The 22,496-nt window shown below is 75.0% G+C and carries 18 protein-coding genes; 13 read left to right on the top strand and 5 right to left on the bottom strand.

Annotated features, from left to right (window positions below):
• Nucleotides 1–50: 50 nt before the first annotated feature.
• Together HL189_RS14930 and HL189_RS14925 are read left to right on the top strand one after the other, a co-directional pair.
• Nucleotides 51–1,886: a bifunctional UDP-sugar hydrolase/5'-nucleotidase gene (locus tag HL189_RS14930; RefSeq protein WP_369134492.1), complete on the top strand. Its 1,836-nt coding sequence runs from the start codon at nucleotides 51–53 to the stop codon at nucleotides 1,884–1,886.
• A 37-nt stretch (nucleotides 1,887–1,923) separates the two neighbouring features.
• Complete coding sequence (locus HL189_RS14925; RefSeq protein WP_369134491.1) at nucleotides 1,924–2,976, top strand: methionine synthase; 1,053 nt, start codon at nucleotides 1,924–1,926, stop codon at nucleotides 2,974–2,976.
• Here HL189_RS14925 and HL189_RS14920 read toward each other — a convergent pair whose 3' ends face one another.
• Nucleotides 2,977–3,360, bottom strand: a complete 384-nt coding sequence (locus HL189_RS14920) for a hypothetical protein (RefSeq protein WP_369134490.1) — start codon at nucleotides 3,358–3,360, stop codon at nucleotides 2,977–2,979.
• Nucleotides 3,361–3,521: 161 nt separating this feature from the next.
• On the opposite strand from HL189_RS14920, the gene HL189_RS14915 reads away from it, so the two are divergent.
• A complete protein-coding gene (locus HL189_RS14915; protein WP_369134489.1) occupies nucleotides 3,522–4,721 on the top strand; it encodes a DUF222 domain-containing protein in 1,200 nt (399 codons plus the stop codon).
• A gap of 340 nt (nucleotides 4,722–5,061) precedes the next feature.
• Nucleotides 5,062–7,236, top strand: coding sequence for an NAD-dependent DNA ligase LigA (gene ligA / locus HL189_RS14910; protein WP_369134488.1), 2,175 nt, complete (start codon nucleotides 5,062–5,064; stop codon nucleotides 7,234–7,236).
• Between the two features lie 26 nt (nucleotides 7,237–7,262).
• Here ligA and HL189_RS14905 read toward each other — a convergent pair whose 3' ends face one another.
• On the bottom strand, nucleotides 7,263–7,922 hold the full coding sequence (locus tag HL189_RS14905; RefSeq protein WP_369134487.1) for an ACT domain-containing protein: 660 nt from the start codon (nucleotides 7,920–7,922) through the stop codon (nucleotides 7,263–7,265).
• Between the two features lie 192 nt (nucleotides 7,923–8,114).
• Between HL189_RS14905 and gatC the strand changes: the two genes are divergently transcribed.
• The 5 genes from gatC to HL189_RS14880 are packed head-to-tail and all read left to right on the top strand — an operon-like array spanning nucleotide 8,115 to nucleotide 12,228.
• The gene (gene gatC / locus HL189_RS14900; protein WP_369134486.1) at nucleotides 8,115–8,414 is read left to right on the top strand and encodes an Asp-tRNA(Asn)/Glu-tRNA(Gln) amidotransferase subunit GatC; all 300 of its coding nucleotides are present in this window, start codon (nucleotides 8,115–8,117) and stop codon (nucleotides 8,412–8,414) included.
• An 8-nt stretch (nucleotides 8,415–8,422) separates the two neighbouring features.
• Nucleotides 8,423–9,952, top strand: a complete 1,530-nt coding sequence (gene gatA, locus HL189_RS14895) for an Asp-tRNA(Asn)/Glu-tRNA(Gln) amidotransferase subunit GatA (protein ID WP_369134485.1) — start codon at nucleotides 8,423–8,425, stop codon at nucleotides 9,950–9,952.
• Entirely contained in the window at nucleotides 9,949–10,140 is a 192-nt protein-coding gene (locus HL189_RS14890; protein WP_369134484.1) for a hypothetical protein, read from the top strand. The genes gatA and HL189_RS14890 overlap by 4 nt, the downstream gene beginning before the upstream one ends.
• Complete coding sequence (gene gatB, locus HL189_RS14885) at nucleotides 10,137–11,648, top strand: Asp-tRNA(Asn)/Glu-tRNA(Gln) amidotransferase subunit GatB (RefSeq protein ID WP_369134483.1); 1,512 nt, start codon at nucleotides 10,137–10,139, stop codon at nucleotides 11,646–11,648. Before HL189_RS14890 ends, gatB begins: the two co-directional genes overlap by 4 nt.
• A 31-nt stretch (nucleotides 11,649–11,679) precedes the next feature.
• Nucleotides 11,680–12,228, top strand: a complete 549-nt coding sequence (locus tag HL189_RS14880) for a GNAT family N-acetyltransferase (protein ID WP_369134482.1) — start codon at nucleotides 11,680–11,682, stop codon at nucleotides 12,226–12,228.
• On the opposite strand, the gene HL189_RS14875 is transcribed toward HL189_RS14880, so the two are convergent.
• Nucleotides 12,225–13,376: a sorbosone dehydrogenase family protein gene (locus HL189_RS14875; protein ID WP_369134481.1), complete on the bottom strand. Its 1,152-nt coding sequence runs from the start codon at nucleotides 13,374–13,376 to the stop codon at nucleotides 12,225–12,227. The genes HL189_RS14880 and HL189_RS14875 overlap by 4 nt on opposite strands.
• Before the next feature lie 61 nt (nucleotides 13,377–13,437).
• Here HL189_RS14875 and HL189_RS14870 point away from each other — a divergent pair, with 61 nt between their 5' ends.
• Nucleotides 13,438–14,379, top strand: coding sequence for a 2-hydroxyacid dehydrogenase (locus HL189_RS14870; RefSeq protein ID WP_369134480.1), 942 nt, complete (start codon nucleotides 13,438–13,440; stop codon nucleotides 14,377–14,379).
• A gap of 14 nt (nucleotides 14,380–14,393) precedes the next feature.
• Here the strand turns inward: HL189_RS14870 and HL189_RS14865 are convergent, their stop codons facing one another.
• Nucleotides 14,394–14,756 carry a PH domain-containing protein gene (locus HL189_RS14865; protein WP_369134479.1) on the bottom strand — a complete coding sequence of 121 codons (363 nt, stop codon included), beginning with the start codon at nucleotides 14,754–14,756 and terminating at the stop codon, nucleotides 14,394–14,396.
• A 35-nt stretch (nucleotides 14,757–14,791) separates the two neighbouring features.
• Entirely contained in the window at nucleotides 14,792–15,619 is an 828-nt protein-coding gene (locus HL189_RS14860; protein ID WP_369134478.1) for a helix-turn-helix transcriptional regulator, read from the bottom strand.
• Between the two features lie 283 nt (nucleotides 15,620–15,902).
• On the opposite strand from HL189_RS14860, the gene ilvD reads away from it, so the two are divergent.
• From ilvD to HL189_RS14845, 3 genes are all read left to right on the top strand, one after another.
• On the top strand, nucleotides 15,903–17,573 hold the full coding sequence (ilvD, locus tag HL189_RS14855) for a dihydroxy-acid dehydratase (protein ID WP_369134604.1): 1,671 nt from the start codon (nucleotides 15,903–15,905) through the stop codon (nucleotides 17,571–17,573).
• A gap of 100 nt (nucleotides 17,574–17,673) precedes the next feature.
• The gene (locus HL189_RS14850) at nucleotides 17,674–19,608 is read left to right on the top strand and encodes a putative bifunctional diguanylate cyclase/phosphodiesterase (RefSeq protein WP_369134477.1); all 1,935 of its coding nucleotides are present in this window, start codon (nucleotides 17,674–17,676) and stop codon (nucleotides 19,606–19,608) included.
• Nucleotides 19,605–22,370 carry an EAL domain-containing protein gene (locus HL189_RS14845; protein ID WP_369134476.1) on the top strand — a complete coding sequence of 922 codons (2,766 nt, stop codon included), beginning with the start codon at nucleotides 19,605–19,607 and terminating at the stop codon, nucleotides 22,368–22,370. The genes HL189_RS14850 and HL189_RS14845 overlap by 4 nt, the downstream gene beginning before the upstream one ends.
• Nucleotides 22,371–22,496: the final 126 nt, after the last annotated feature.

Here is a 22,496-nt window from a genome sequence, read left to right as displayed (position 1 = left end):
TCGTCCGCCGAGGTGCGCCCGCGCAGCCCGGCCTGCGTCCTGGAGGACCCGTGCGCCGAACGCGCCTGACCGTCGCCGTGACCCTGGCCGCAGCCACGGTCGTCACCGTGCCCACCCCCGCCTCGGCGCAGGATCCGGGCGTCCCCGTCCAGCTGCTGGCGATGAACGACTTCCACGGGCGGGTCAGCCCCACGACGGGCAGCGACAGCCAGCTGCTGACCTCACCCGGCCCGGACGGCGTCTACGGGACCAACCCGGCGACGGGCACGAACGACGACGTCGTCACCGAGGTCGGGGGCTCGGCGCACGTCGCGGCCACCGTCGCCGCCCTGCAGGAGTCGTTCCTGGCCGGCAGCGAGGACACCGGCACGTCGCTGTTCGTCGGCGCCGGTGACCTGGTCAGCGCCTCGCCGTTCGAGTCCAGCGTCTACAAGGACGAGCCGACCATCGAGGTCCTGAACGCGATGGGGCTGGACGTCTCCTCGGTCGGCAACCACGAGTTCGACCGGGGCACCGAGGAGCTCCGCCGCATCTCCGCGGCCACCGACGGCACCTTCACCGACGACGTCGAGGCCTGCGACGGCGTCACCGTCGGCGTGGACGGCTGCTTCGGCACCGACGGCCACGAGTTCGAGGGCGCGGACTTCCCGTACCTGGCGGCGAACGTCGTCTCCACCGAGACCGGCGAGCCGATGCTGCCGCCGTACGAGGTGTTCGACACCGCCGGCGACGTGCAGGTCGCGCTGATCGGGGTGGTCACCGAGACGACGCCGAGCATCGTGTCGCCGACCGGGATCGCCGACGTCACGTTCCTCGACGAGGCGGACGCGGTGAACACCTGGGTGCCCGAGCTGCAGGAGATGGGCGTCGAGGCGATCGGCGTGCTCGTCCACGAGGGCGGCACCGTCGGCAACGCGATGCCGGTCGCCTTCGACGGCTGCGAAGGGCTCGGCGGGCCGATCCTGGACATCAACGCGCGCACCAGCGCGGCGGTGGACCTGATCATCAGCGCGCACACGCACCAGGCGTACAACTGCCGGCTGCCGGACCCCGACGGCCGGGAGCGGCTGGTCACGCAGGCCGGGTACTACGGGCGGCTGGTCACCGACATCCGGCTCACGGTCGACCCGGAGACCGGCGACGTCGACCGGGCGGCCACCTACCAGGCGGCCAACGTCCCGGTCACCCGCGCGACGGCGGACGCCGACGTGGCCTCGGTCGTCGAGTACTGGAACGGCCGGGCCGACGAGACCGGCAACGTCGTCGTCGGGACCGTCACCGGGGACCTGCTGCGGGCCCGCAGCGGTGAGACGGTGGTCCGCAACGACGAGTCCGTGCTCGGCACGTTCGTCGCCGACGCGCAGCTGGCCGGGGCGCAGGCGCGGCCGGAGCTCGGCGCCCCCGTCGTCGCGTTCATGAACCCCGGCGGGCTGCGCACCGACATCACCGCGGGCGAGGTCACCTTCCGGGAGCTGTTCGACGTCCAGCCGTTCAGCAACACGGTCAACACCCTCGTGCTGACCGGCGCGGCCATCGACGACGTGCTCGAGCAGCAGTTCCGCGGCGCGGACAACACCACCGACCTCGTGCTGTCGACGTCCGGCGGCTTCCGCTACGAGTACGACCGCGCGCGGGCCGAGGGCGACCGGGTCTTCGACTGCTCGATCAGCATCAGTGGGCAGCCGGTCACCGCGGAGGGCAGCTACCGGGTCGCGGCGAACTCGTTCCTCGCCGCGGGTGGGGACAGCTTCACGGCGTTCACCACCGGCACCGAGCAGGTGACCGGGCCGCCGGACGTCGACACGGCGGTCGCCTACCTGCAGGGCCGCACGATCGACCCGCCGAACGGCGACCACGCGATCCCGGTGACCGCCGCGAGCTGCTGACGCCGGGGACGTCGGCGGCCCGGGCTACGGTCGGGTCGTGGCCCCGCCGACGGACTCCCCGGACGAGAAGAGCAGCCCCGGTGCCGAGGCACCGGCCGACCAGGGGCCGGCGCCCCCGCGGTGGGGGCCGGCCTCCGGTGTGGGATCGCTGCCCGGGGACGACCCGGTGGAGGCCGTGCGCCTGGTCACCGGGGAGCTGCCCGACTTCCCGCACCTCCCCGAGTTGCCGGGGCGTGGGCCGGGCGCCGACCTGATCGGGCGCAGCGCCGCGCTGCTGGTCGACCTCGCCGTCGACCTCACCCCGGCCGGGTGGCGGCTGGTCCCGCGGCCGGGCACCGACCTGCGGCGGGCGCACGCGACCATGGCCCGCGACCTCGACGCCCTGTACGAGGTGGCCGAGCGGTACGCCGGGCCGTTCAAGGTGCAGGTGGCCGGGCCGTGGACGCTGGCGGCCGGGCTGGAACGGACCCGCGGCGACCGGGCCGTGGTCGACCCGGGCGCGCGGCGGGACCTCACGCAGTCCCTCGCCGAGGGGATCGCTGCGCACGTGGCCGCCGTCTCCGCGCGGGTGCCGGGGGCGGAGGTCGTCGTCCAGCTCGACGAGCCGTCGGTGCCCGCCGTCCTGCAGGGCGCGCTGCCCACGGCCAGCGGGTTCGGGAAGCTGCCCGCGGTCGAGGCCACCGTCGTGGAGGAGGAGCTCGGCCACCTCGTGGACCGGGTCACCCGGCCGGTGGTCGTGCACTGCTGCGCCTCCCGCGCGCCCCTCGATCTGCTCCGGGCGGCCGGTGCCGCGGCGGTCTCCTTCGACCTGGGGCTGGTGCAGGACCTCGACGCCCTCGGGACGGCGGTGGAGGCGGGCACCCACCTGCTCGTCGGCGTGGTGCCCGGCACCGACACCCGGCTGCCGCAGCCCAAGGCCACGGCCAGCCGGGTGCAGGGCTGGTGGCGGGAGCTGGGGTTCCCGATGGAGGAGCTGCACACCGCGGTGACGCTGACGCCGTCCTGCGGTCTGGCCGGAGCGAGCCCCGGCTACGCCCGGACGGCGATGACCCACGTCCGCGAGGCGGCGAAGTACCTGTTGCCGGAGTAGTCAGCGCAGGGTGCCGACGACGGCGACCGGCGTGCCGTCCCGCGGGCAGCTCCACCGGGCGGCGCCGTCCCGGACGACGACCTCCAGCGGATGCGTGGTCGGGTGGTGCGGGCACGGCGGCCAGTTCGTGGCCGTGGTGCCCCGCAGCTCGTCGACCACCCAGTCCTGCACCATGCCGGCCACGTGGCTCACCTGCTCCGGACGGGGCCGGCCGAGCGGGACCGAGACGCCGGCGCCGTGCCTGCCGTCGCCGCTCGAGAGCATCGCGGTCGCGGTGCCGGGGTCGGCCGACCAGCCGTCGTCGACGACCCGGGGGACCGGCGCACCGGTGGCCGTGACGTCGGCGAGGACGGGCGCCAGGGCGCCGGCGAGCTGGACGTGCACCCGAGAACGCTGGCACGGCCCGCAGCCGGGCGCCATCGCTCCCGGTGTCGAGCTGATGTGCAGATCTGTGGAAACCGCATCTGACCCGGGGATTCCCGCCGCGAAGGGTGCGACTGACCGATAGAATCGAACAGACGTTCGAACCAGTTGAAAGGTGCTCCATGGGCGAGTTGCAGTCCTCCCTGGACGCTCTGGCGGCCGAGGACCTGTCGGGCATGTTCGGCCCTCAGCTGCTGGAGGTGCTCGGTGAGGCGCTGCGCAGTCGCAACCGGCTGGACGCGTTCATCACCCGCGTGGTGCGGGAGGGTGAAAAGGCCGGTGCCGCGGAGTTCGACGGGCTGAAGACCATGCCCGCCTGGCTGCGCGGGCACGCCCGGCTGTCACCGGCGGCGGCGGGGCGGATCGTGCGCTCGGGCCGGGCGCTGGAGCACCTTCCGGCGGTGGCCGAGGCGTTCGCCGCCGGTGACGTGACGGCCGAGCAGGTCGCCGTGATCACCCCGATCGCCGCCGGCGAGGCGCTGACCGCCGCCAACGCCCAAAGTGTGGACCTGGGTGAGGTGGACCGGGCGATGGTGACCGTCGCCACCACCGAGGCCCATCAGCGGCTCGGTGAGGTCGTGCACCGCTACCTCGACGCCCTGGACCCCGACGGCCCGGAGCCCGACCTCACCGAGGGGCGGCGGCTGACCATCGCCAAGCACGCCGACGGAAGCATCACCGGCCGGTTCGACCTCGACGCCGTCGGCGGAGAGAAGGTGCAGGCCGCCCTGGAGTCGATCGTGCAGGCCTCCCGACCGAAGGGCGACATGCGTACCCGGGCGCAGCAGCAGGCCGACGCCCTGGTCCAGCTCGCCGACAACGCCCTCGCGCAGGGGGATCTGCCGTTCCTGCGCACCGTCAAGCCGCACGTCGTGCTCACCATCGGCGTGGAAGACCTGGTAGACCCCAGCCGGAACCCCGGCGCGGCGGAGACCGGGTTCGGCGCCACGCTGTCCGCAGCGCGGGCCCGGTGGGTGGCCTGTGACGCCACGGTCCGGCGGATGGTCCTCGACGCCGACGGGCTACCGCTGGACGTCGGCCGGGAGAAACGGGTCGTCCCCCCACACCTGCGCCGGGCGGTGGAGAAACGCGACCGGCACTGCGTGTTCGCCGGCTGCGGCGCGCCCACCCACTGGTGCGACGTCCATCATCGGCTCGAGTGGATCAACGGCGGCAGGACGTCCCTGGAGAACTCGGCGTTGCTGTGCGAACGGCACCACACCAAGGTCCACCACGGCTTCCGGGTGGAGCAACAACCCGATGGCCAATGGCGCACCTACCGCCCGGACGGCACCGAGATCCTCATCCACCCGAGGGTCTAGCGACCTGCTCAGCTACACGTCCCGGCCGTCCCAGCTCGGGTCCAGGACTCCTGCGACAGCGGCGGCATCTGGGTGCAACCGCTCCTGGAGACAGCGCGCATGCGTGAAGAACTGCTGCCTCTGCTGCCGTGCCGCGGACTCGCGCCACCGAGAGACGACGATCAGAGCGCAGGGATCAAGGGCGCTGCCTTCGGCTGCTTCCCCGCAAAATGCGCACATCACGGGCGTCGACACGGCCGGAGCTTGGCACCGGACGGCGCCCGATGTCTCCGACGCCCGGTCGGGTGACCTCGGGTCGCTGCCCGGTTTCCTGTCGGAGCAGGCGGATACGGTCGTGGTCGTGAGCACCGAGGCAGAGGTGGAGCAGGAGGCCGTCGACGGCCCCGACCAGCCCGCGGTGGAGTCCGCGGTCGACCGGGAGGACCTGACCGAGGTCCCCGACGACGCGCGCACCCGGCACCGCGACCTCTCCGAGGAGCTCGACCGGTACGCCTTCGCGTACTACGTGCAGGACGCGCCGCTGGTCAGCGACGGCCAGTACGACGAGCTGATGGGCGAGCTGAAGGGCATCGAGGCGGCGCACCCCGCCCTCGTCACCCCCGACTCGCCCAGCCAGAAGGTCAACGGTGGCTTCGGCGCCACCTTCGCACCCGTCCAGCACCTGGAGCGGATGCAGAGCCTGGACAACGCCTTCAGCTCCGACGAGCTCTCCGCTTGGGCCGCCCGCGCCGAGCGGGACGGCGCCGCCGGCGGCGGCTACCTCTGCGAGCTGAAGGTCGACGGCCTGGCCATCGACCTGGTCTACGAGCGCGGCCGCCTGGTCCGCGCGGCCACCCGCGGCGACGGCATCACCGGCGAGGACGTCACGGCGAACGTCCGCACCATGGCCGACGTCCCGCAGCAGCTCACCGGGGACGACGTCCCCGAGCTGCTGGAGGTCCGCGGCGAGGTCTACTTCCCGGTCGCCGCCTTCGCCGAGGTCAACGCCGGCCAGGTCGAGGCCGGCAAGGCCCCCTTCGCCAACCCGCGCAACGCCGCCGCCGGGTCGCTGCGCCAGAAGGACCCCAAGGTCACCGCCACCCGGCCACTCCGGCTGGTCGTGCACGGCCTGGGCGCCCGGCGGGGCTTCGAGGCCGACAGGCAGTCCGCCGCCTACGAGCGGCTCGCCGCCCTGGGCCTGCCGGTCAGCACCCGCTACGAGGTCGTCCCCGACCTCGAGGCCGTCTGGGCCTACATCGAGCGCTACCGCGAGCAGCGGCACTCCGTCGAGCACGAGATCGACGGCGTCGTCGTCAAGATCGACCAGGTCGCGCTCCAGCGGCGGCTCGGCTCCACCAGCCGCGCACCGCGCTGGGCCATCGCCTTCAAGTACCCGCCCGAGGAGGCCACGACCAAGCTCCACGACATCCGGGTCAACGTCGGGCGCACCGGGCGGGTGACCCCGTTCGCCTTCATGGAGCCGGTCAAGGTCGCCGGCTCCACCGTCCAGCTCGCCACCCTGCACAACGCCAGCGAGGTCAAGCGCAAGGGTGTGCTCATCGGCGACACCGTCGTGATCCGCAAGGCCGGCGACGTCATCCCCGAGGTCCTCGGCCCGGTCGTGGCGGCGCGGACGGGTGATGAGCGCGAGTTCGTGATGCCCACCCACTGCCCTGAGTGCGGCACCGAGCTGCGCCCGGAGAAGGAGGGCGACGCCGACATCCGCTGCCCCAACGCCCGGTCCTGCCCCGCCCAGCTCCGGGAGCGCGTCTTCCACGTCGCCGGCCGCGGCGCCTTCGACATCGAGGTGCTCGGCTACGAGGCCGCCATCGCGCTCCTGCAGTCCCACCTCCTGCAGGACGAGGGCGACATCTTCTTCCTCGACGAGGAGCGGCTCGAGCAGACCGACTTCTTCACCAAGAAGGACGGCACCCTGTCGGCGAACGGCCAGAAGCTGCTGGCCAACCTGCAGACCCGCAAGGACGTGCCGCTGTGGCGGGTCCTCGTGGCGCTGTCCATCCGCCACGTGGGGCCCACGGCCGCCCAGGCGCTGGCCCGCGAGTTCCGCTCCATCGACCGGCTCATGGCCGCGAGCGAGGAGGAGCTGGCCGCCGCCGAGGGGGTCGGGCCGACGATCGCGACCGCCGTCCGGGACTGGTTCGCCGTCGACTGGCACCGCGAGGTCGTGGAGAAGTGGCGGCGGGCCGGCGTGCGCATGGCCGACGCGGAGTCCGACGCCACACCCGGCCCGCTGACCGGCGTCACCGTCGTGGTCACCGGGTCGCTGCGCGACCTCAGCCGCGACCAGGCCATCGCCGCGATCCAGCAGCGCGGCGGCAAGGTCACCGGCTCGGTGTCGAAGAAGACCGGCTTCGTGGTCGTCGGCGCCGACCCGGGCAGCAAGTACGACAAGGCGGTCCAGGTGAAGGCCCCGATCCTGGACGACGACGGCTTCGCCGTGCTGCTCGAGCAGGGACCCGACGCCGCCCGCGAGGTCGCCACGATCGGCGACGGCAGCGGCCCCGTCGAGTCCTGACGCGGCGCGAAGACGGCAGCGGGGCGTCAGGCCGGGGGCAGCCGGGCGACCGTGGCGGCGATGCCCGCGAGGTGCGTCAGCCGCAGCAGCTCCGACCGGCGGAAGGCCGGCCCGCCGGTGCGGCCGGCGAGCACCGCGGACTGGGCGTCGAGCGGCGCGGCCATCATCTCCACGGCCAGCTCCTGCCACCGCTGCGGCACCCACGCGGCGTCGCTCGGCAGGAGCAGCGGGCCGCGCAGCGGCAGCCACGGCAACGCCACCCCGTCCAGGGACGGCGCCGCCTCCGAGGCCGCCACCACCTCGGTCTGCTCGCCGCTGCCGCTGAGCACCACGGCCCACCCGCTGTGGAACACCCGGGGCAGCTCGGCGGCGAGCACCTTCGGCATCACCTCGCCGGCCGGGGCGAGTGCCTCCAGCAGGTCCAGCTCCCGGTGGGTGTCCAGCGGCCCGGTGAACGGCCGCAGCGACTCCACCTGCACGCCGGGGACCGTGGTCGCGGCGGTGATCAGGCTGTCGGCGACCCGGTCCGGTGGCAGGTCGACGACGATGTCGTCGACCGCGACGCCGTTGCCGCGCTCGAGCACGTCGACACCGATGATGTCGATGCCGGCCGCGCCGAGCGCGGTGGCGACGGCACCCAGGATGCCGGGGCGGTCGGGGACGACCAGCCGCAGGAGATGGGACACGGAACCTCCGGTGCCGTGCGGATGCGGGCCGATCGCCGTCGATCGTGAACACGGGCAGCCTCTCGCATCAGGCACCTCCCGTCCAAGTCCGGCTCGCCTCGGGCGGCACATCCGCCCCACGTACAGTGGGCGGGTCGTGGAGCGAGTCGAAGCCGGGTTCCCCCGGCGGCCGAAGTGGGGTCCAACCGCAGCATGAGCAGCATCTCCCGGGAGGACGTGGCGCATCTCGCCCGTCTGGCCCGGCTGGCCGTGACCGACGAGGAGCTCGACCGGTTCGCCGGCCAGCTCGACCAGGTGCTCTCCGCCGTCGCGCGGGTGGGCGAGGCCGCGGTCGCCGACGTCCCACCGATGTCGCACGCCGTCCCCCTCACCAACGTCACCCGGCCCGACGAGGTCACCCCGAGCCTGTCCCGCGACGTCGTGCTGGCCGGTGCGCCGGCCGCGGAGGACGGCCGGTTCCGGGTGCCGCGCATCCTGGGGGAGGAGGAGTGAGCACCGCGATGAGCGACGGGCAGCTCACCACCCACGACGTCGCCGAGCTCTCCCGGCTGCTCACCGCCGGCGACGTCAGCGCCGTCGACGTGACCCGCGCCCACCTGGACCGCATCGGCGCCGAGGACGGCGAGCTCGGCTCCTACCTGCACGTCGACCCCGACGCCGCGCTGGCCTCCGCGGCTGCCGTCGACGAGGCGCGCAGCGGTGGTGCCGAGCTGGGTCCGCTGGCCGGCGTCCCGGTCGCGCTCAAGGACCTCGTGGTCACCGAGGGCGTGCCGACGACGAGCGGCTCGAAGATCCTCGAGGGCTGGCGGCCGCCCTACAGCGCCACCATCGCCTGCCGCCTCGCCGACGCCGGCACCGTCCTGCTCGGCAAGACCAACATGGACGAGTTCGCGATGGGGTCCTCCACCGAGAACTCGGCCTACCAGGTCACCCGCAACCCGTGGGACCCCTCCCGCATCCCGGGCGGCTCCTCCGGCGGGTCCAGCGCCGCCGTCGCCGGGCACCTGGCGCCGTGGGCGATCGGCACCGACACCGGCGGCTCCATCCGGCAGCCGGCCGCGGTGACCGGGCTGGTGGGCCACAAGCCGACCTACGGCGCGGTGTCCCGCTACGGGCTCATCGCCTTCTCCTCCAGCCTCGACCAGGCCGGCCCGATGGCCCGCACCGTGCTGGACGCGGCGCTGATGCACGAGGTGATCGCCGGGTACGACCCGCGCGACTCCACCAGCATCGACGCTCCGGTCCCGCCGCTGGCCGCGGCCGCCCGGGCCGGCGCCGAGGGCGACCTGCGCGGGGTCAAGGTCGGCGTCGTCCGCGAGCTCGGCGGCGAGGGGCACACCGACGGCTACGAGCCCGGCGTGCTCGCCCGCACCCGCGAGGCGATCGAGCGCCTCGCAGCGCTCGGCGCGGACGTCGTCGAGGTCTCCTGCCCCTCCTTCGACCTGGCCCTGCCGGCCTACTACCTCATCGCGCCCAGCGAGGCGTCGAGCAACCTGGCCCGTTACGAGGGGATGCGCTTCGGTCTGCGGGCCGGCGACGACGGCAGCCGCGACCTCGACGAGGTCATGGCGCTCACCCGGGAGCAGGGCTTCGGGCCGGAGGTCAAGCGCCGCATCATCCTGGGCACCTACGCCCTGTCCAGCGGCTACTACGAGGCCTACTACGGCCAGGCGCAGAAGGTGCGGACGCTGATCACCCGGGACTTCACCGCCGCCTTCGACAGGGTGGACGTGCTGGTCAGCCCGACCACCCCCAGCGTCGCGTTCCCGCTCGGCGCCCGGGTCGACGACCCGCTGGCGATGTACGCCGCCGACCTGTGCACCCTGCCGGCCAGTCTCGCCGGGCTGCCGGCGATCTCGGTCCCCAGCGGCCTGTCCGAGGGGCTGCCCGTCGGTCTGCAGATCATGGCCCCGGCGCTCTCCGACGACCGCTGCTACCGGGTCGCCGCCGCGCTCGAGGCCGCGCAGGACGCCGCCCGCGGCCACCGGCTGCTCGACGAGCTGCCCACCGCGGCGGGGGTGCGGGCATGAGCGGCCCGCTGAAGGCCGCGTGGGCGCTGACCCTGTTCGTGATCGTGGTGGGCATCGTCGGCTGGGCCGTCACCGGCCGGTCCGTCTTCGCGATCTTCGTCATCCTGGGCGTGCTCACCGGCACGGCAGCCGTTCTCGTGTTCCGCACGGTGCCGCCCAGCTCGTCCTCGCCCGGGGAGCGCAAGTGACCACAACGACAGGCGACCGCCTGGTCGAGTTCGACGACGTCGTCGCCCGCTACGAACCGGTCATCGGGCTGGAGACCCACGTCGAGCTGGGCACCGCGTCGAAGATGTTCTGCGGCTGCGCAACCACCTTCGGCGCCGAGCCCAACACCCAGACCTGCCCGGTCTGCCTGGGGATGCCCGGCTCGCTGCCGGTGGCCAACGCCGCAGCGATCGAGGCCACCATCCGGATCGGGCTGGCGCTGGGCTGCCGGATCGCCAGCTGGTGCCGCTTCGCCCGGAAGAACTACTTCTACCCGGACATCCCCAAGGGCTTCCAGACCAGCCAGTACGACGAGCCGCTGTGCACCGCCGGGCACCTGGACGTCGAGGTCGACGGCGAGACCTACCGCGTGGAGATCGAGCGGGTGCACCTCGAGGAGGACACCGGCAAGAACCTGCACGTCGGGGGGGCGACCGGCCGCATCCACGGCGCCGACCACTCGCTGGTCGACTTCAACCGGGCCGGCATCCCGCTGGTCGAGATCGTCACCCGCCCGGTCCCCGGCGTGGGGGCCAAGGCGCCGGAGGTCGCGCGGGCCTACGTCGCCGAGCTGCGGGACATCGTCCAGGCGCTCGGCGTCTCCGACGTGCGCATGGAGCAGGGCAGCCTGCGCTGCGACGTGAACACGTCGCTGGCGCCGGCCGGCAGCCTCGAGTGGGGCACCCGCACCGAGACCAAGAACGTGAACTCGCTGCGGTCGGTCGAGCGCGCCGTCCGGTTCGAGATGCGCCGCCAGGCCGCCGTCCTGGACGACGGCGGGCGCGTGCTGCAGGAGACCCGGCACTTCCACGAGGACACCGGCTCCACCTCTCCCGGGCGCAGCAAGGAGGAGGCCACCGACTACCGGTACTTCCCCGAGCCGGACCTGGTGCCGATCGCCCCGGACGCCGAGTGGGTGGAGAAGCTCCGCGCGGACCTGCCCGAGCTGCCGGCCGCGCGCCGCGCGCGGCTGCAGCAGGAGTGGGGGCTGCCGCCCACCGAGATGACCTGGCTGGTCAACGCCGGGGCGCTCGGCCTGGTGGAGGACACCGTGGCCGCGGGGGCGAGCCCGGCCGAGGCCCGCAAGTGGTGGCTCGGCGAGCTGGCCCGCCGGGCCAACGACGCCGGCGTGGAGCTCACCGGGCTGGCGGTGACCCCGGCGCAGGTCGCGGAGCTGACCCGGCTGGTCGCCGACGGCACGATCAACGACAAGCTGGCCCGGCAGGCCCTGGACGGCGTGCTGGCCGGCGAGGGGAGCCCGGCCCAGGTGGTCCAGGCGCGCGGCCTGGCGGTCATGGGGGAGTCCGACGAGCTCGTCGCCGCGGTCGACGCGGCGATCGCGGGCGCCCCGGACGTCGTCGCCAAGGTGCAGGCCGGCAAGGTCCAGGCGCTGGGCGCGCTGGTGGGTGCGGTCATGAAGACCACCCGCGGCAAGGCCGACGCCGCGACGGTCAAGCGGATGCTCGAGGAGCGGATAGTCGTTTCCTGATCCGGGGCGGCAGCGCCTAGCCTTCCCGGCTGTGGCGCTGCCCCCGGTCGAGCTGCGCCCGCTCCGGCGGGCGGACTTCCCGCTGATCTCCCGGTGGCTCGCCGAGCCGCTGGTGGCGCGGTGGTGGGATCACGACCCCAGCCCCGAGGCCGTGGAGAAGGACTTCGGCCCGAGCGTCGACGGCACCGACCCCGCCGAGATCCACCTGGGGGTCTCCGACGGCGAGCCGTTCGGGCTGGTGCAGGTCTACCCGATCGAGGCCTACCCCGAGTACGTCGAGGAGTTCGCGCCGGTCTGCGCCGTCCCGCCCGGCGCGCTGAGCATCGACTACCTGGTCGGGGAGCCCAGCGCCCGCGGCCGCGGCCTCGGTGCCGCGCTGATCGCTGCTGCCGTCGCCCGCGGGTTCGCCGACCACCCGGACGCCCACGACGTGCTGGTCCCGGTCGCGCTCGGCAACGAGCGGTCGTGGCGGGCGCTGCAGCGTGCCGGCGGGACCTGGTACGCGGCGGGGGAGATGGAACCGGACAACCCGATCGACCCGCGGGACCACGTCGTCCACCGGTTCACCCGGGCCGGTTAGAGGGCCGAACCCGAGTCCGATGACGGCGGCAGGATGCGCAGGACCTTGTCGTCGTCGTCGTCGGCGGGGGAACCGATCCCGTCCCGGTTGGACGTGGTGATCCACAGCGCGCCCTCGGTGTCCAGCGCCAGGCTGCGCAGCCGCCCGTACTGCCCGTCCAGGAGCGACTCGGGCTCGCCGACCGGCGTCCCGGTGCCGTCGAGCTCGACGACGTGCACCTGCTCCCCGTCGAGCGCGCCGAGGAAGACCGTGGTCCCGGCGACGGCGCAGCCGCCCAGCCCGCCGTCCGCCGCGGGCACCTCGAGGACCGGCTCGCTCCCGCCGGGCCCGTGGTCCGCGCCGGAGGTGACCGCGGCCAGCTCGTCGGGCCCGTCCAGGGCGTCGTCGGTGGCGTACACCCGGCCGTCGCCGCCCAGGCACAGGGCCGGCACGTCGCGGTGCCCCCGGGAGAACACCGGGCCGCTGGTGCCCACCGGCTGGCCGAACACGTCGACCGCGATGACCTTGCCGGCCAGCGACGCCGGGTCCCCGGCCAGCGCGGCGTTCCCCGTGTCGCCGGTGCCGACGTACAGCGTGCCGTCCGGGCCGAAGACCAGCCCGCCGCCGTTGTGCACCTCGCCCCGCGGGATCCCGGGGACCACCGTGTTGGGGGTGCCGCCGAGCGGGAACCGGACCACCCGGTTGTCGGTGGCCGTGGACACGTAGGCGTAGAACAGCCCGTCCTCGGTGTACGTGGGCGAGAGCGCCAGCCCCAGCAGCCCGCCGTCCCCGCCGGTGTCGACCGGCACGGTCATCAGCTCGCGGGCGGGCGAACGGTCGGGGAACACCTGCAGCAGCCGGCCCGTGTCCCGCTCGCCGACCACCGCCGTCCCGTCGGGCAGCACCACCACGCCGGTCGGCACGGTGAGCCCGCTGGCCACGACGTTCGGGTCGCCGTCCTGCTCGTCCTGGGTGCCGGGGGTCGAGGGGTCGCCGGGCACCTGGGCGGGGGAGCTCTCGCTGGGCGGGCCGACCTGCGGCGGCTGGCCCTGCGGCAGCTCGCGGAACGGCCCGGCGGGCTCGTAGCCGCCGCCGCAGGCGGTCAGCAGCAGGCAGCCGAGCAGGCCGGCCGCCACCCGGCCCCGGGTCGCCGTCGTCCGCCGTCCCACGGGAGCCACAGTACGGGCCGGCGCGGACCGGGCGGTCGGCCGCGGCCTAGGGTCCGGAGCCGTGCCCACGCTGGAACTCGGTCCCGACGAGACGCTGCGCGTGCTCGTGCCCTCCACCGCCCTGGCCGAGGCGGTCGAGGCCCTCTCCCCGCGGGTGCGGGCGCACCGCTTCGACCCGGCGGACGGGCCGCCCACCGGCGAGGCCGCCCGCGCGCAGGTCCTCGTGCCGCAGGGCGGGGCCGCGCTGCCCGACGGGGTGCTCGACGCCCTCCCGGAGCTGCGGCTGGTGCAGCTGACGAGCGCCGGCGCGGAGCAGTTCGTCGGCCGGCTGCCCGAGGGGGTGTGGCTGTGCAACGCCCGAGGCGCGCACACCCCCTCCACCGCCGAGTGGGCGGTGGCCGCGATGCTCGCCGCGCAGCGCGGAATCCCGCACTTCACCCGCGAGCAGGACGCCGGGCGCTGGTCGCCGCGCACCGACCACTCGATGGTGGGCGCCCGGGTGCTGATGGTCGGCGCCGGGGACATCGGCCGCGCGATCGGCCGGATGCTCGCCGGCTTCGACGTCGAGCTCACGTGGGTGGCGCGCACCGCGCGGGAGGGCGTGCACGGCTTCGCGGAGCTCCCGCAGCTCCTCCCGCACGCCGACGTCGTCGTGCTGATCGTGCCGGTCACGCCGCAGACCACCGGCATGGTGGACGCCGCGTTCCTGGCCGCGATGGCGGACGGCGCCCTGCTGGTGAACGCCGCCCGCGGCGTGGTGGTCGACACCGGCGCGCTGCTCGCCGAGCTGCGGTCGGGCCGGCTGCGGGCCGCGCTGGACGTGACCGACCCCGAGCCGCTGCCGGCCGGCCATCCGCTGTGGTCGGCGCCGAACCTGCTGCTGACCCCGCACGTGGCCGGCGCCGTGCCCGGTACCGACGCCCGCGCCGCGGCCGCGGTCACCGGCCAGCTGGAGCGGGTGCTCGCGGGGGAGGATCTGGTCAACGTCGTCAGCGAGTACTGAGCCGGCCGAGGCCGCTACGGCGCGGGGATGCGGCCGTTCGTCAGCGCGCTTATCCGCGGCAGGTCGCGCGGGCGGAGGACCGGCATGCGCAGCTGCGTGCCGGCCGTGGTCACCAGCCACAGGTCGCTCCGCTCGCCCACCCGGATGCCGGACACCTCGGCCCAGGGCACCGTGCGCGCGGCGACCAGCGAGCGCACCGTGACGCCGTCCTCGCCGAGGTCGACGCCGACCCGGAGCACCCACGCGGCCAGCACGACCGGGACGACCAGCAGCACCAGCAGCCAGAGGGAGGCGCTCGCCGCCGGCAGGAGGCAGAACGCGAGGAAGACGACGGGGAGGAGTGCGGTGCGGCTCATCCGCAGCCGGGCGACAGCCACCGGCCGATCGTCGCAGATGCCGGGAGGGCGGCCGTTCAGCTGCTGGTGAGCCGGGCCAGCCGGGTGGCGCTGTCCGATCCCGGGGCCGCGGTGTAGACGACCAGGTGCAGGTCGGGGGAGTCGGCCAGGGTCAGCTGGTGGTGCTCCAGGAGGAGGCTCCCGACCACCGGGTGCTCGAACCGCCGCTCGCTGGAGCTGAACTGGTCGACGTCGTGACTCGCCCAGCCGGCCCGGAAGTGCTCGCTGACCTGCTGCAGCCGGTCCACCAGGTGCACGACGGCCGGGTGGTGGACCCGGCCACCCACCTCGGCCCGGAACTGGGTCAGGAAACGCCGGCTGTCGGTCGTCCAGTCGCCGAGCAGGTCCCGCACGTAGGCGTCGGTGAACACCACCCAGAGCAGGTTGCGGTCGGCGGGCGCGGCGGTGGCCACCCCCGGGTAGAAGCGCTCGTACGCGGCGTTCCAGCCGACGATGGACCAGTCGTGGGTGATGACGTAGGCGGGCGAGTTCCCCAGCGCGTCGAGCAGCCGCTGCGCGTGCGCCGGCAGCCGGTCGCTGCCGCCGTCGGTCGCCGGCGCGGCAGCCAGGCCGGCCAGACGCAGGACGTACCGGTGCTCGGCGGGCGACATCTGCAGGGTGCGCGCGACGGCGTCCACCACCTGCCGGGACGGCCGGATGTCCCGGCCCTGCTCCAGCCACGTGTACCAGGTGTGGCTGACGCCCGAGAGCAACGCGACCTCCTCCCGGCGCAGGCCCGACGTCCGGCGGGAGCCGCTGACCGGGACCCCGAGCCCGCTCGGGTCGAGCTGCCGCCGGCGGGTCCGCAGGAAGTCCCCGAGCTCCGTCCGCGACGACCGGTCCACGCGCTGCTCCTCCGGACGGTGGTGGTGCTGGTACCAGCATGACCGGCCCCTTGCCCGCCCGGCACATCGCCCCCAAGGTGGCAAGCGGACCGGCCGGCTCCTGGCGCCGGCGGTCCGCGGACCGATCTGGAGGACCAGCGCGATGACCACGACCCACCCCGGCAACCCCCCGGCAGCCCCCCGCACCGGCAGCGCGGCGGGAGTGCCGACGTCCGGCGGCCTACCATCCCGGGACGTGACGACCGTGGAAGAGCGCTCCGACAGCACGACCGCCGCGCCCGGCGTGGACATCAAGCCCCGCAGCCGCGAGGTGACCGACGGCGACGCCAAGGCCCCGGCCAGGGCGATGCTCCGCGCGGTCGGGATGGGCGACGACGACTTCGCCAAGCCGCAGATCGGCGTCGCGTCGTCCTGGAACGAGATCACCCCCTGCAACCTCTCGCTGGACCGGCTCGCCAAGCGGGCGAAGGAGGGCGTGCACGCCGCCGGCGGGTACCCCCTCGAGTTCGGCACCATCTCGGTCTCCGACGGCATCTCCATGGGCCACGAGGGCATGCGCGCCTCGCTGGTGTCCCGGGAGGTCATCGCCGACTCGGTCGAGACCGTCATGTTCGCCGAGCGGCTGGACGGCTCGGTGCTGCTGGCCGGCTGCGACAAGTCCCTGCCCGGCATGCTGATGGCCGCCGCCCGGCTCGACCTGGCCAGCGTCTTCGTCTACTCCGGCTCGACGCTGCCCGGCAAGCTCGGGGACAAGGACCTGACCCTGATCGACGTCTTCGAGGGCGTCGGCGCATGCGCGGCGGGCAAGATCACCCGGGACGAGCTCACCGCCATCGAGAAGAACGCCTGCCCCGGCATGGGCTCCTGCGGCGGCATGTTCACCGCCAACACGATGGCCAGCGTCGCCGAGGCGTTGGGCATGGCGCTGCCGGGCAGCGCCGCGCCGCCTGCGCCGGACGCCCGCCGCGACGCGATCGCCATCGCCTCCGGCGAGGCCGTGGTCAACCTGCTCCGCAAGGGCATCACCGCCCGGCAGATCATGACCAAGGAGGCGTTCGAGAACGCCATCACCGTCGCGATGGCCCTCGGCGGCTCCACCAACGCCGTCCTGCACCTGATGGCCATCGCACACGAGGCCGAGGTCGAGCTGACCCTCGAGGACTTCAACCGGATCGGCGACCGCACCCCGCACCTGGCCGACGTGAAGCCGTTCGGCCGGTACGTGATGACCGACGTCGACCGGATCGGCGGCGTGCCGGTCGTGATGCGGGCGCTGCTGGACGCCGGGCTGCTGCACGGCGACGTGCTCACCGTCACCGGCCGGACGCTGGCCGAGAACCTGGCCGAGATCGCCCCGCCGGACCCCGACGGCGCGATCATCCACGCGATGAACGACCCGATCCACAAGACCGGTGGGCTGACCATCCTGCGCGGGTCGCTGGCCCCCGACGGCGCCGTGGTGAAGTCCGCCGGCTTCGACGCCGACGTCTTCGACGGCACCGCGCGGGTCTTCGACGGCGAGCAGGGCGCGATGGACGCCGTCACCGAGGGCACGCTCGAGAAGGACGACGTCGTCGTGATCCGCTACGAGGGCCCCCGGGGTGGCCCGGGCATGCGCGAGATGCTCGCCGTGACCGGCGCGATCAAGGGCGCGGGCCTGGGCAGGGACGTGCTCCTGCTCACCGACGGCCGGTTCTCCGGCGGCACCACCGGCCTGTGCGTCGGGCACATCGCGCCGGAGGCGGTCGACGGCGGCCCGATCGCGTTCGTCCGCGACGGCGACCGGATCCGGCTGGACCTCGCCGCCCGCACGCTCGAGCTGCTGGTCGACGACGACGAGCTGGCCCGGCGCCGCGAGGGCTGGGCGCCGCCGGCGCCGCGGTACACCACGGGCGTGCTCGGCAAGTACGCCAAGCTCGTCGGTTCCGCGGCCTCGGGCGCCGTCTGCGGCTGATCCGCACCGCCGGTCCACCTCGGGGAGGGCACCGCCCGAACGGGTGAGCCCTCCCCGGGTGAGGCTGCAGTTCCGCGCCCGCTGCGCCGACCCTTGCGGTGTGGAGGAGAACCGCCGGTGGCGACGCGCGGGCTGGCTGCTCGCCGTTCCGGTGCTGGCCGGGGCCGCGGGCGCGGCCGGTCCGCTCGCCGCCGACCCCCTCCTCGCCCCCGGGGACGCGCCGGCGCACCTGCCGCTGATGCTCGCGGTCCCCGGCCTCCTCGGGCTCATCACGGTCCTCGCCCTGCTCTGGCGGAGCGAGGCGCGGGCGGCCGAACGGCTGCGCCGCAGCGAGGCCCACTACCGCGCGCTGGCCAGCTCCAGCAACGACGCGGCGCTCGTCATCGACGGGGCGCTGCGCATCACCGGCGTCGCGCCGGCCCTCGAGCCGCCGGCGGGCGGCGGGCCGCCGATGACCGGGCAGCTGCTCGCCGACGTCGTCCACCCGGACGACGCCGACCCCCTCCTGCACTGGCTCTCCGACGCCGCCGCCGGCGCGCGCACCGGGCTGCACGGCTTCCGGTTCCCGGGCGCGGCCGGCACCTGGCGCGTGCTCGAGGCCGGGATCAGCGACCTGCGCGAGGACGCCGACGTCCGTGGCCTGGTGCTGCACTGCCGCGACGCCACCGACCGGGCCCGCCGCGAGCACGAGCTGCGCGTGCTGGCCTACACCGACCCGCTGACCGGGCTCCCCAACTGCGCCGCCCAGCGGTCGGCGCTGCGGGAGCTGCTCGCCGCCCAGCGGCCGGACGTCACGCTCCTGCAGCTGGAGCTGCACGGGATCGGCGGGGCGCGGGACGCCCTGGGACGGGCGGGCACCGACGCCGCCCTGGCCGAGGTCGCCCGGCGGCTGCGGGCCACGGTGCGCACCGACGACCACGTCGCCAGCACCGGTCCGGAGCAGTTCAGCGTCCTGGCGTCCGGCGCCGGCGACGAGCCGGACCGGCTCGCCGACCGCCTGCTGTCGGTCATCGAGACGCCGATCGCCACCGGGACGGCGTTCGTCGAGCTGACCGCGGTCGTCGCCCTGGTGCCGCTCAGCGGGGACCTCACCGAGGAACAGGTGCTCGACCGCGCCGAGCTGGCCGTCGCCGACGCCCGCGCGGCCGGGGAGGGCTCGGTGCGCCGCTACCGGGCCGAGCTCGGCGCGGTGCGGGACCGCCGGGACCGGTTGCGCGGCGACCTGGCCGGCGCGCTGGACCGGCGCGAGCTCACGGTCCTCTGGCAGCCGGTGGTCTCCCTCGAGGACCACCGGGTGACCGGCGTCGAGGCGCTGCTGCGCTGGCGGCACCCGGTCCTCGGCGACGTCGCGCCGGACGAGGTCCTGGCCGTCGCCGAGCGGGCCGGCCTGGTCGTCGTCCTGCAGCGCTGGGTGCTGCGCGAGGCGATCGCCGCGTCGGCCCAGCTCTCCGCGCACGCCCCCGGGATCAACATCGCGGTCAACGCCGCCCCCGCCCACATGACCGCCGGCACCCTGGTGGACGACGTCGCGGCGGCGCTCGCCGAGGGCGGGCTCCCGGCGGACCGGCTGGTGATCGAGCTGCCGGAGGAGGCGTTCGAGCTCCCCGGCGCGAGCGACGACGTCACCGCGCTGCGGCTGATGGGCGTGCGCCTGGCCCTCGACGACCTCGGCGGGAGCCGGCCCACGCTGTCCCGCGCGGGCGGGCTGCCCGTCGACATCATCAAGCTGGACCGCTCGCTGCTGGCGCGGGTGGACCGCGACCGGCACGCCCGCGCGATCTGCGAGGCGCTCCTCGGGCTCGGGGCCGCGCTGCGCGTCGACGTCGTCGCCGAGGGCGTGGAGACGGCCGGGCAGCTCGCCGTCCTGCGCGCGATGGGCTGCGGGTACGCCCAGGGCTTCCTGCTGTCCCGGCCGATCCCACTGCCCGTGCTGGTGGAGCTGCTCCGCTCCGGCGGGGGCACCCTGTGGCCCGGCGCGGTCGGCGGGACGCCGGCCGGCCGCACCGCGGTGCTGGACGGGGTGCAGGTCCGATGACCACGGCCGCGGTCCCGGCGCCCGCGCTGCTCGCCGTGCCCGCGGTCCGGTGGCCGCGGCGGTCGGTCCTCGGGCTGCTCGGCGCGCTGGGGGTCGCGGTCGTCGCGTCCGAGCTGGCGTGGCCGGTGGCGTCGCGGCACACCGGTCCGGCGCTGCTCGCGGTGGCGTCCCTTGCGATCTTCGTCCTCGTGCTGCGGCACAGCCGTCGCGTCGACCCGCTGTCCGCCCGGCCGTGGCGGTCCTTCGCCGTCCTCACCGCGCTGCTCGCCGTGGGGGAGGGGCTCTCCGCCGTCCTCGGCACCGGGGTCAACGCGGCGCAGGCCGGGCCGCAGGACGTCGCCCTGGTGACCGCCCTGCCGTTCGCGGTGTTCGGGTGCCTGCGGCTGATCCGCTCGGTCGGGCGGATCGGCACCCGCGTGGTGCTGGACGCCGTCGTCGCCCTCGTGGCGCTGGCCGCGCTGCTGCACGTCGTCCTCACCGCCGCGGTCGGCCCGCTGACCTCGTCGGCCGACTCGCTGATGCTGCTCGGGTACCCGGCCGCCGGCGTGCTGCTGTGCTCGGTCGGCCTGGTCACCTTCGCGGGGGTCGGCAACGCGCGGCGGGCCGCCGCGGGCTGGCTGCTCGCGTGCTTCGCCTCCGTCGCGGTCGTCACGGTCAGCGGCGCGATCTCCGCGGTGCAGCCCGGCGCCCTGCTCGACGTCCTCACCGGCCTGGCCTGGCTGGCGATGCTCGCCTCCGGCACGCTCGCGGTGGCCGCCGACCCCGGACAGGGTCCGGCCGAGGACGGCGACCGGCGGACGGTGCCGCTGCTCGGCGTCGTCATCGGCTACTGCGCCGCCTACGGGGTGGTGCTCGTGCTGCTCGCCACCCGGATGGCCGGCCGGCCGATCCACCCGGTCGAGGCGGTGGCCGCCGCCCTGCTCCTGGTGCTCACCTTCGCGCGCACCCTGGTCTGGGCCGCCGACGGCGCGCGGCTCACCCGCCAGGTCCTCCGCGCCGAGGACTTCTTCCGCTCGCTGGTGCACAGCGCCGCGGACATCACGATCGTGCTCGACCAGCGGGGCCGGATCACCTGGGACTCCGGTGCGGGCAGCCACCCGCACGGCTGGTCGGCGCGCGACCTGGAGGGCCGGCCGCTCGAGGACTTCGTGCACCGGGACGACCGGGCGGAGCTGCTGGCCGCCATCGACCCGTCCGCCGACCCGGAGGAGTCCCGCGGGCGGACCTTCCGGCTGCGCGCCAAGGACGGCGGCTGGCGGGCCTACGAGACGGTGCGCGTGGTCCCCGTCGGGGCCCTGCAGACGCCCGGGGAGCCCCCCGCGACCCCGCGCGGGGGAGACGGCCTCGTGCTGCACCTGCGCGACGCCGACGACAGGCGGGCCAGCGCGCGGGAGCTGGAGCGGCTGGCCTACACCGACTACCTGACCAACCTGCCCAACCGGGCGCGGCTGATGGCCGCGCTGGGGGCCGCCCGCGCCCGGACGGGCGACGGCGACCCCGCCTGCCTGCTGCTGCTGGACCTCGACGGGTTCAAGGCGGTCAACGACATCGCCGGCCACGAGGCGGGGGACCTCCTGCTGGTCGAGGTCGCCGACCGGCTGCGCGCCACGGTGCGCGACCGGGACCTGGTCGCCCGGCTGGGCGGGGACGAGTTCACCGTCCTCGTGCGCGCCGGGGTGGCGGAGGCCGGCGCCCTGGCCGAGCGGATCGTGTCCGACCTCGCCGGCGTGCACCGCTCGGTGCCCACGCCCGGCGCCGACCCGGACCTGGTGTTCGACGTCTCGTGCAGCATCGGCCTCGCCGAGCTGCACCCGACCGACGACGTCCCCACCACCATCCGGCACGCCGACCTCGCACTGCGCGCGGCCAAGGCGGCCGGCAAGGGCTGCGTGCGACGGCACGGGGAGGCGGCCGACAGCGCCACCGGCCGGCGCACCCGGCTGGCGCGCGACCTGCCCGACGCCCTCTCCCGGGGCGAGCTGCGGCTGGTCTACCAACCGGTGGTGGGCGTGGCCGAGCGCCGGGTCCTCGGGGTGGAGGCGCTGGTGCGCTGGGACCACCCCACGCTCGGCGAGGTGTCGCCGGAGGAGTTCGTGCCGCTGGCCGAGGACGACGGCCTCATCGTGCCGCTGGAGCGCTGGGTGCTGGACCAGGCGACCGCGGAGCTCGCCGGCCTGCTGCGGGGCGGCCTGGACCTCCGGCTCGGCATCAACGTCAGCGTGCGGCACCTGCAGTCGGGCACCCTGGTCCCCGACGTCGTCGCGGCCCTGGGCCGGGCCGGACTCCCGCCGGACCGGCTGATGCTGGAGGTCACCGAGTCGCTGTTCCTGTCCGAGCCCGACCGCGCCGACAGCGACCTGCAGACGCTGCACGACCTGGGCTGCGTCATCTCGCTGGACGACTTCGGCCGGGGCTACTCGACCTTCGCCCTGCTGGCCCGGCTGCCCGTGGACGTGCTGAAGATGGACCGCGAGTTCCTGGCCGGCATCGAGGACGACCCGCGCAGCGCGGCACTCGTGCACAGCGTGATCCAGCTCGGCCGCCGGCTGTCCTTCGACGTCGTGGCCGAGGGCGTGGAGACCGCGGGGCAGCTCGCCGTCCTGCGGGACCTGGGCTGCAGCTTCCTGCAGGGCTACCTGCTGGGCCGGCCGGCCGCGCCGGCGGACCTGCCGGCGCTCATCGACGGGTTCGACGCCGGGCTGCTGGACGGCGGTCAGCCGTCCGCCGCGGCGCCCGCCATCCCCGCGCCGCGGCAGCCCTGATCGCGCCGTCCCAGGAACCGAAGGGTGGCTTCCCAGACAGTGGGACGCTGTGGTTGACGTCGGCGGCGTCCGAGGCGCACAGTGTCGGGGTGCCCAGCACCCGCCAGCTCGTAGCGATCGCCTAGC

It is taken from the genome of Modestobacter sp. I12A-02662 (genome assembly GCF_041028325.1).
Classification (GTDB): domain Bacteria; phylum Actinomycetota; class Actinomycetes; order Mycobacteriales; family Geodermatophilaceae; genus Modestobacter.
The sequence above is the reverse complement of the archived record's forward strand: the minus strand, read 5'-3'. Positions and strand labels throughout refer to the sequence as shown.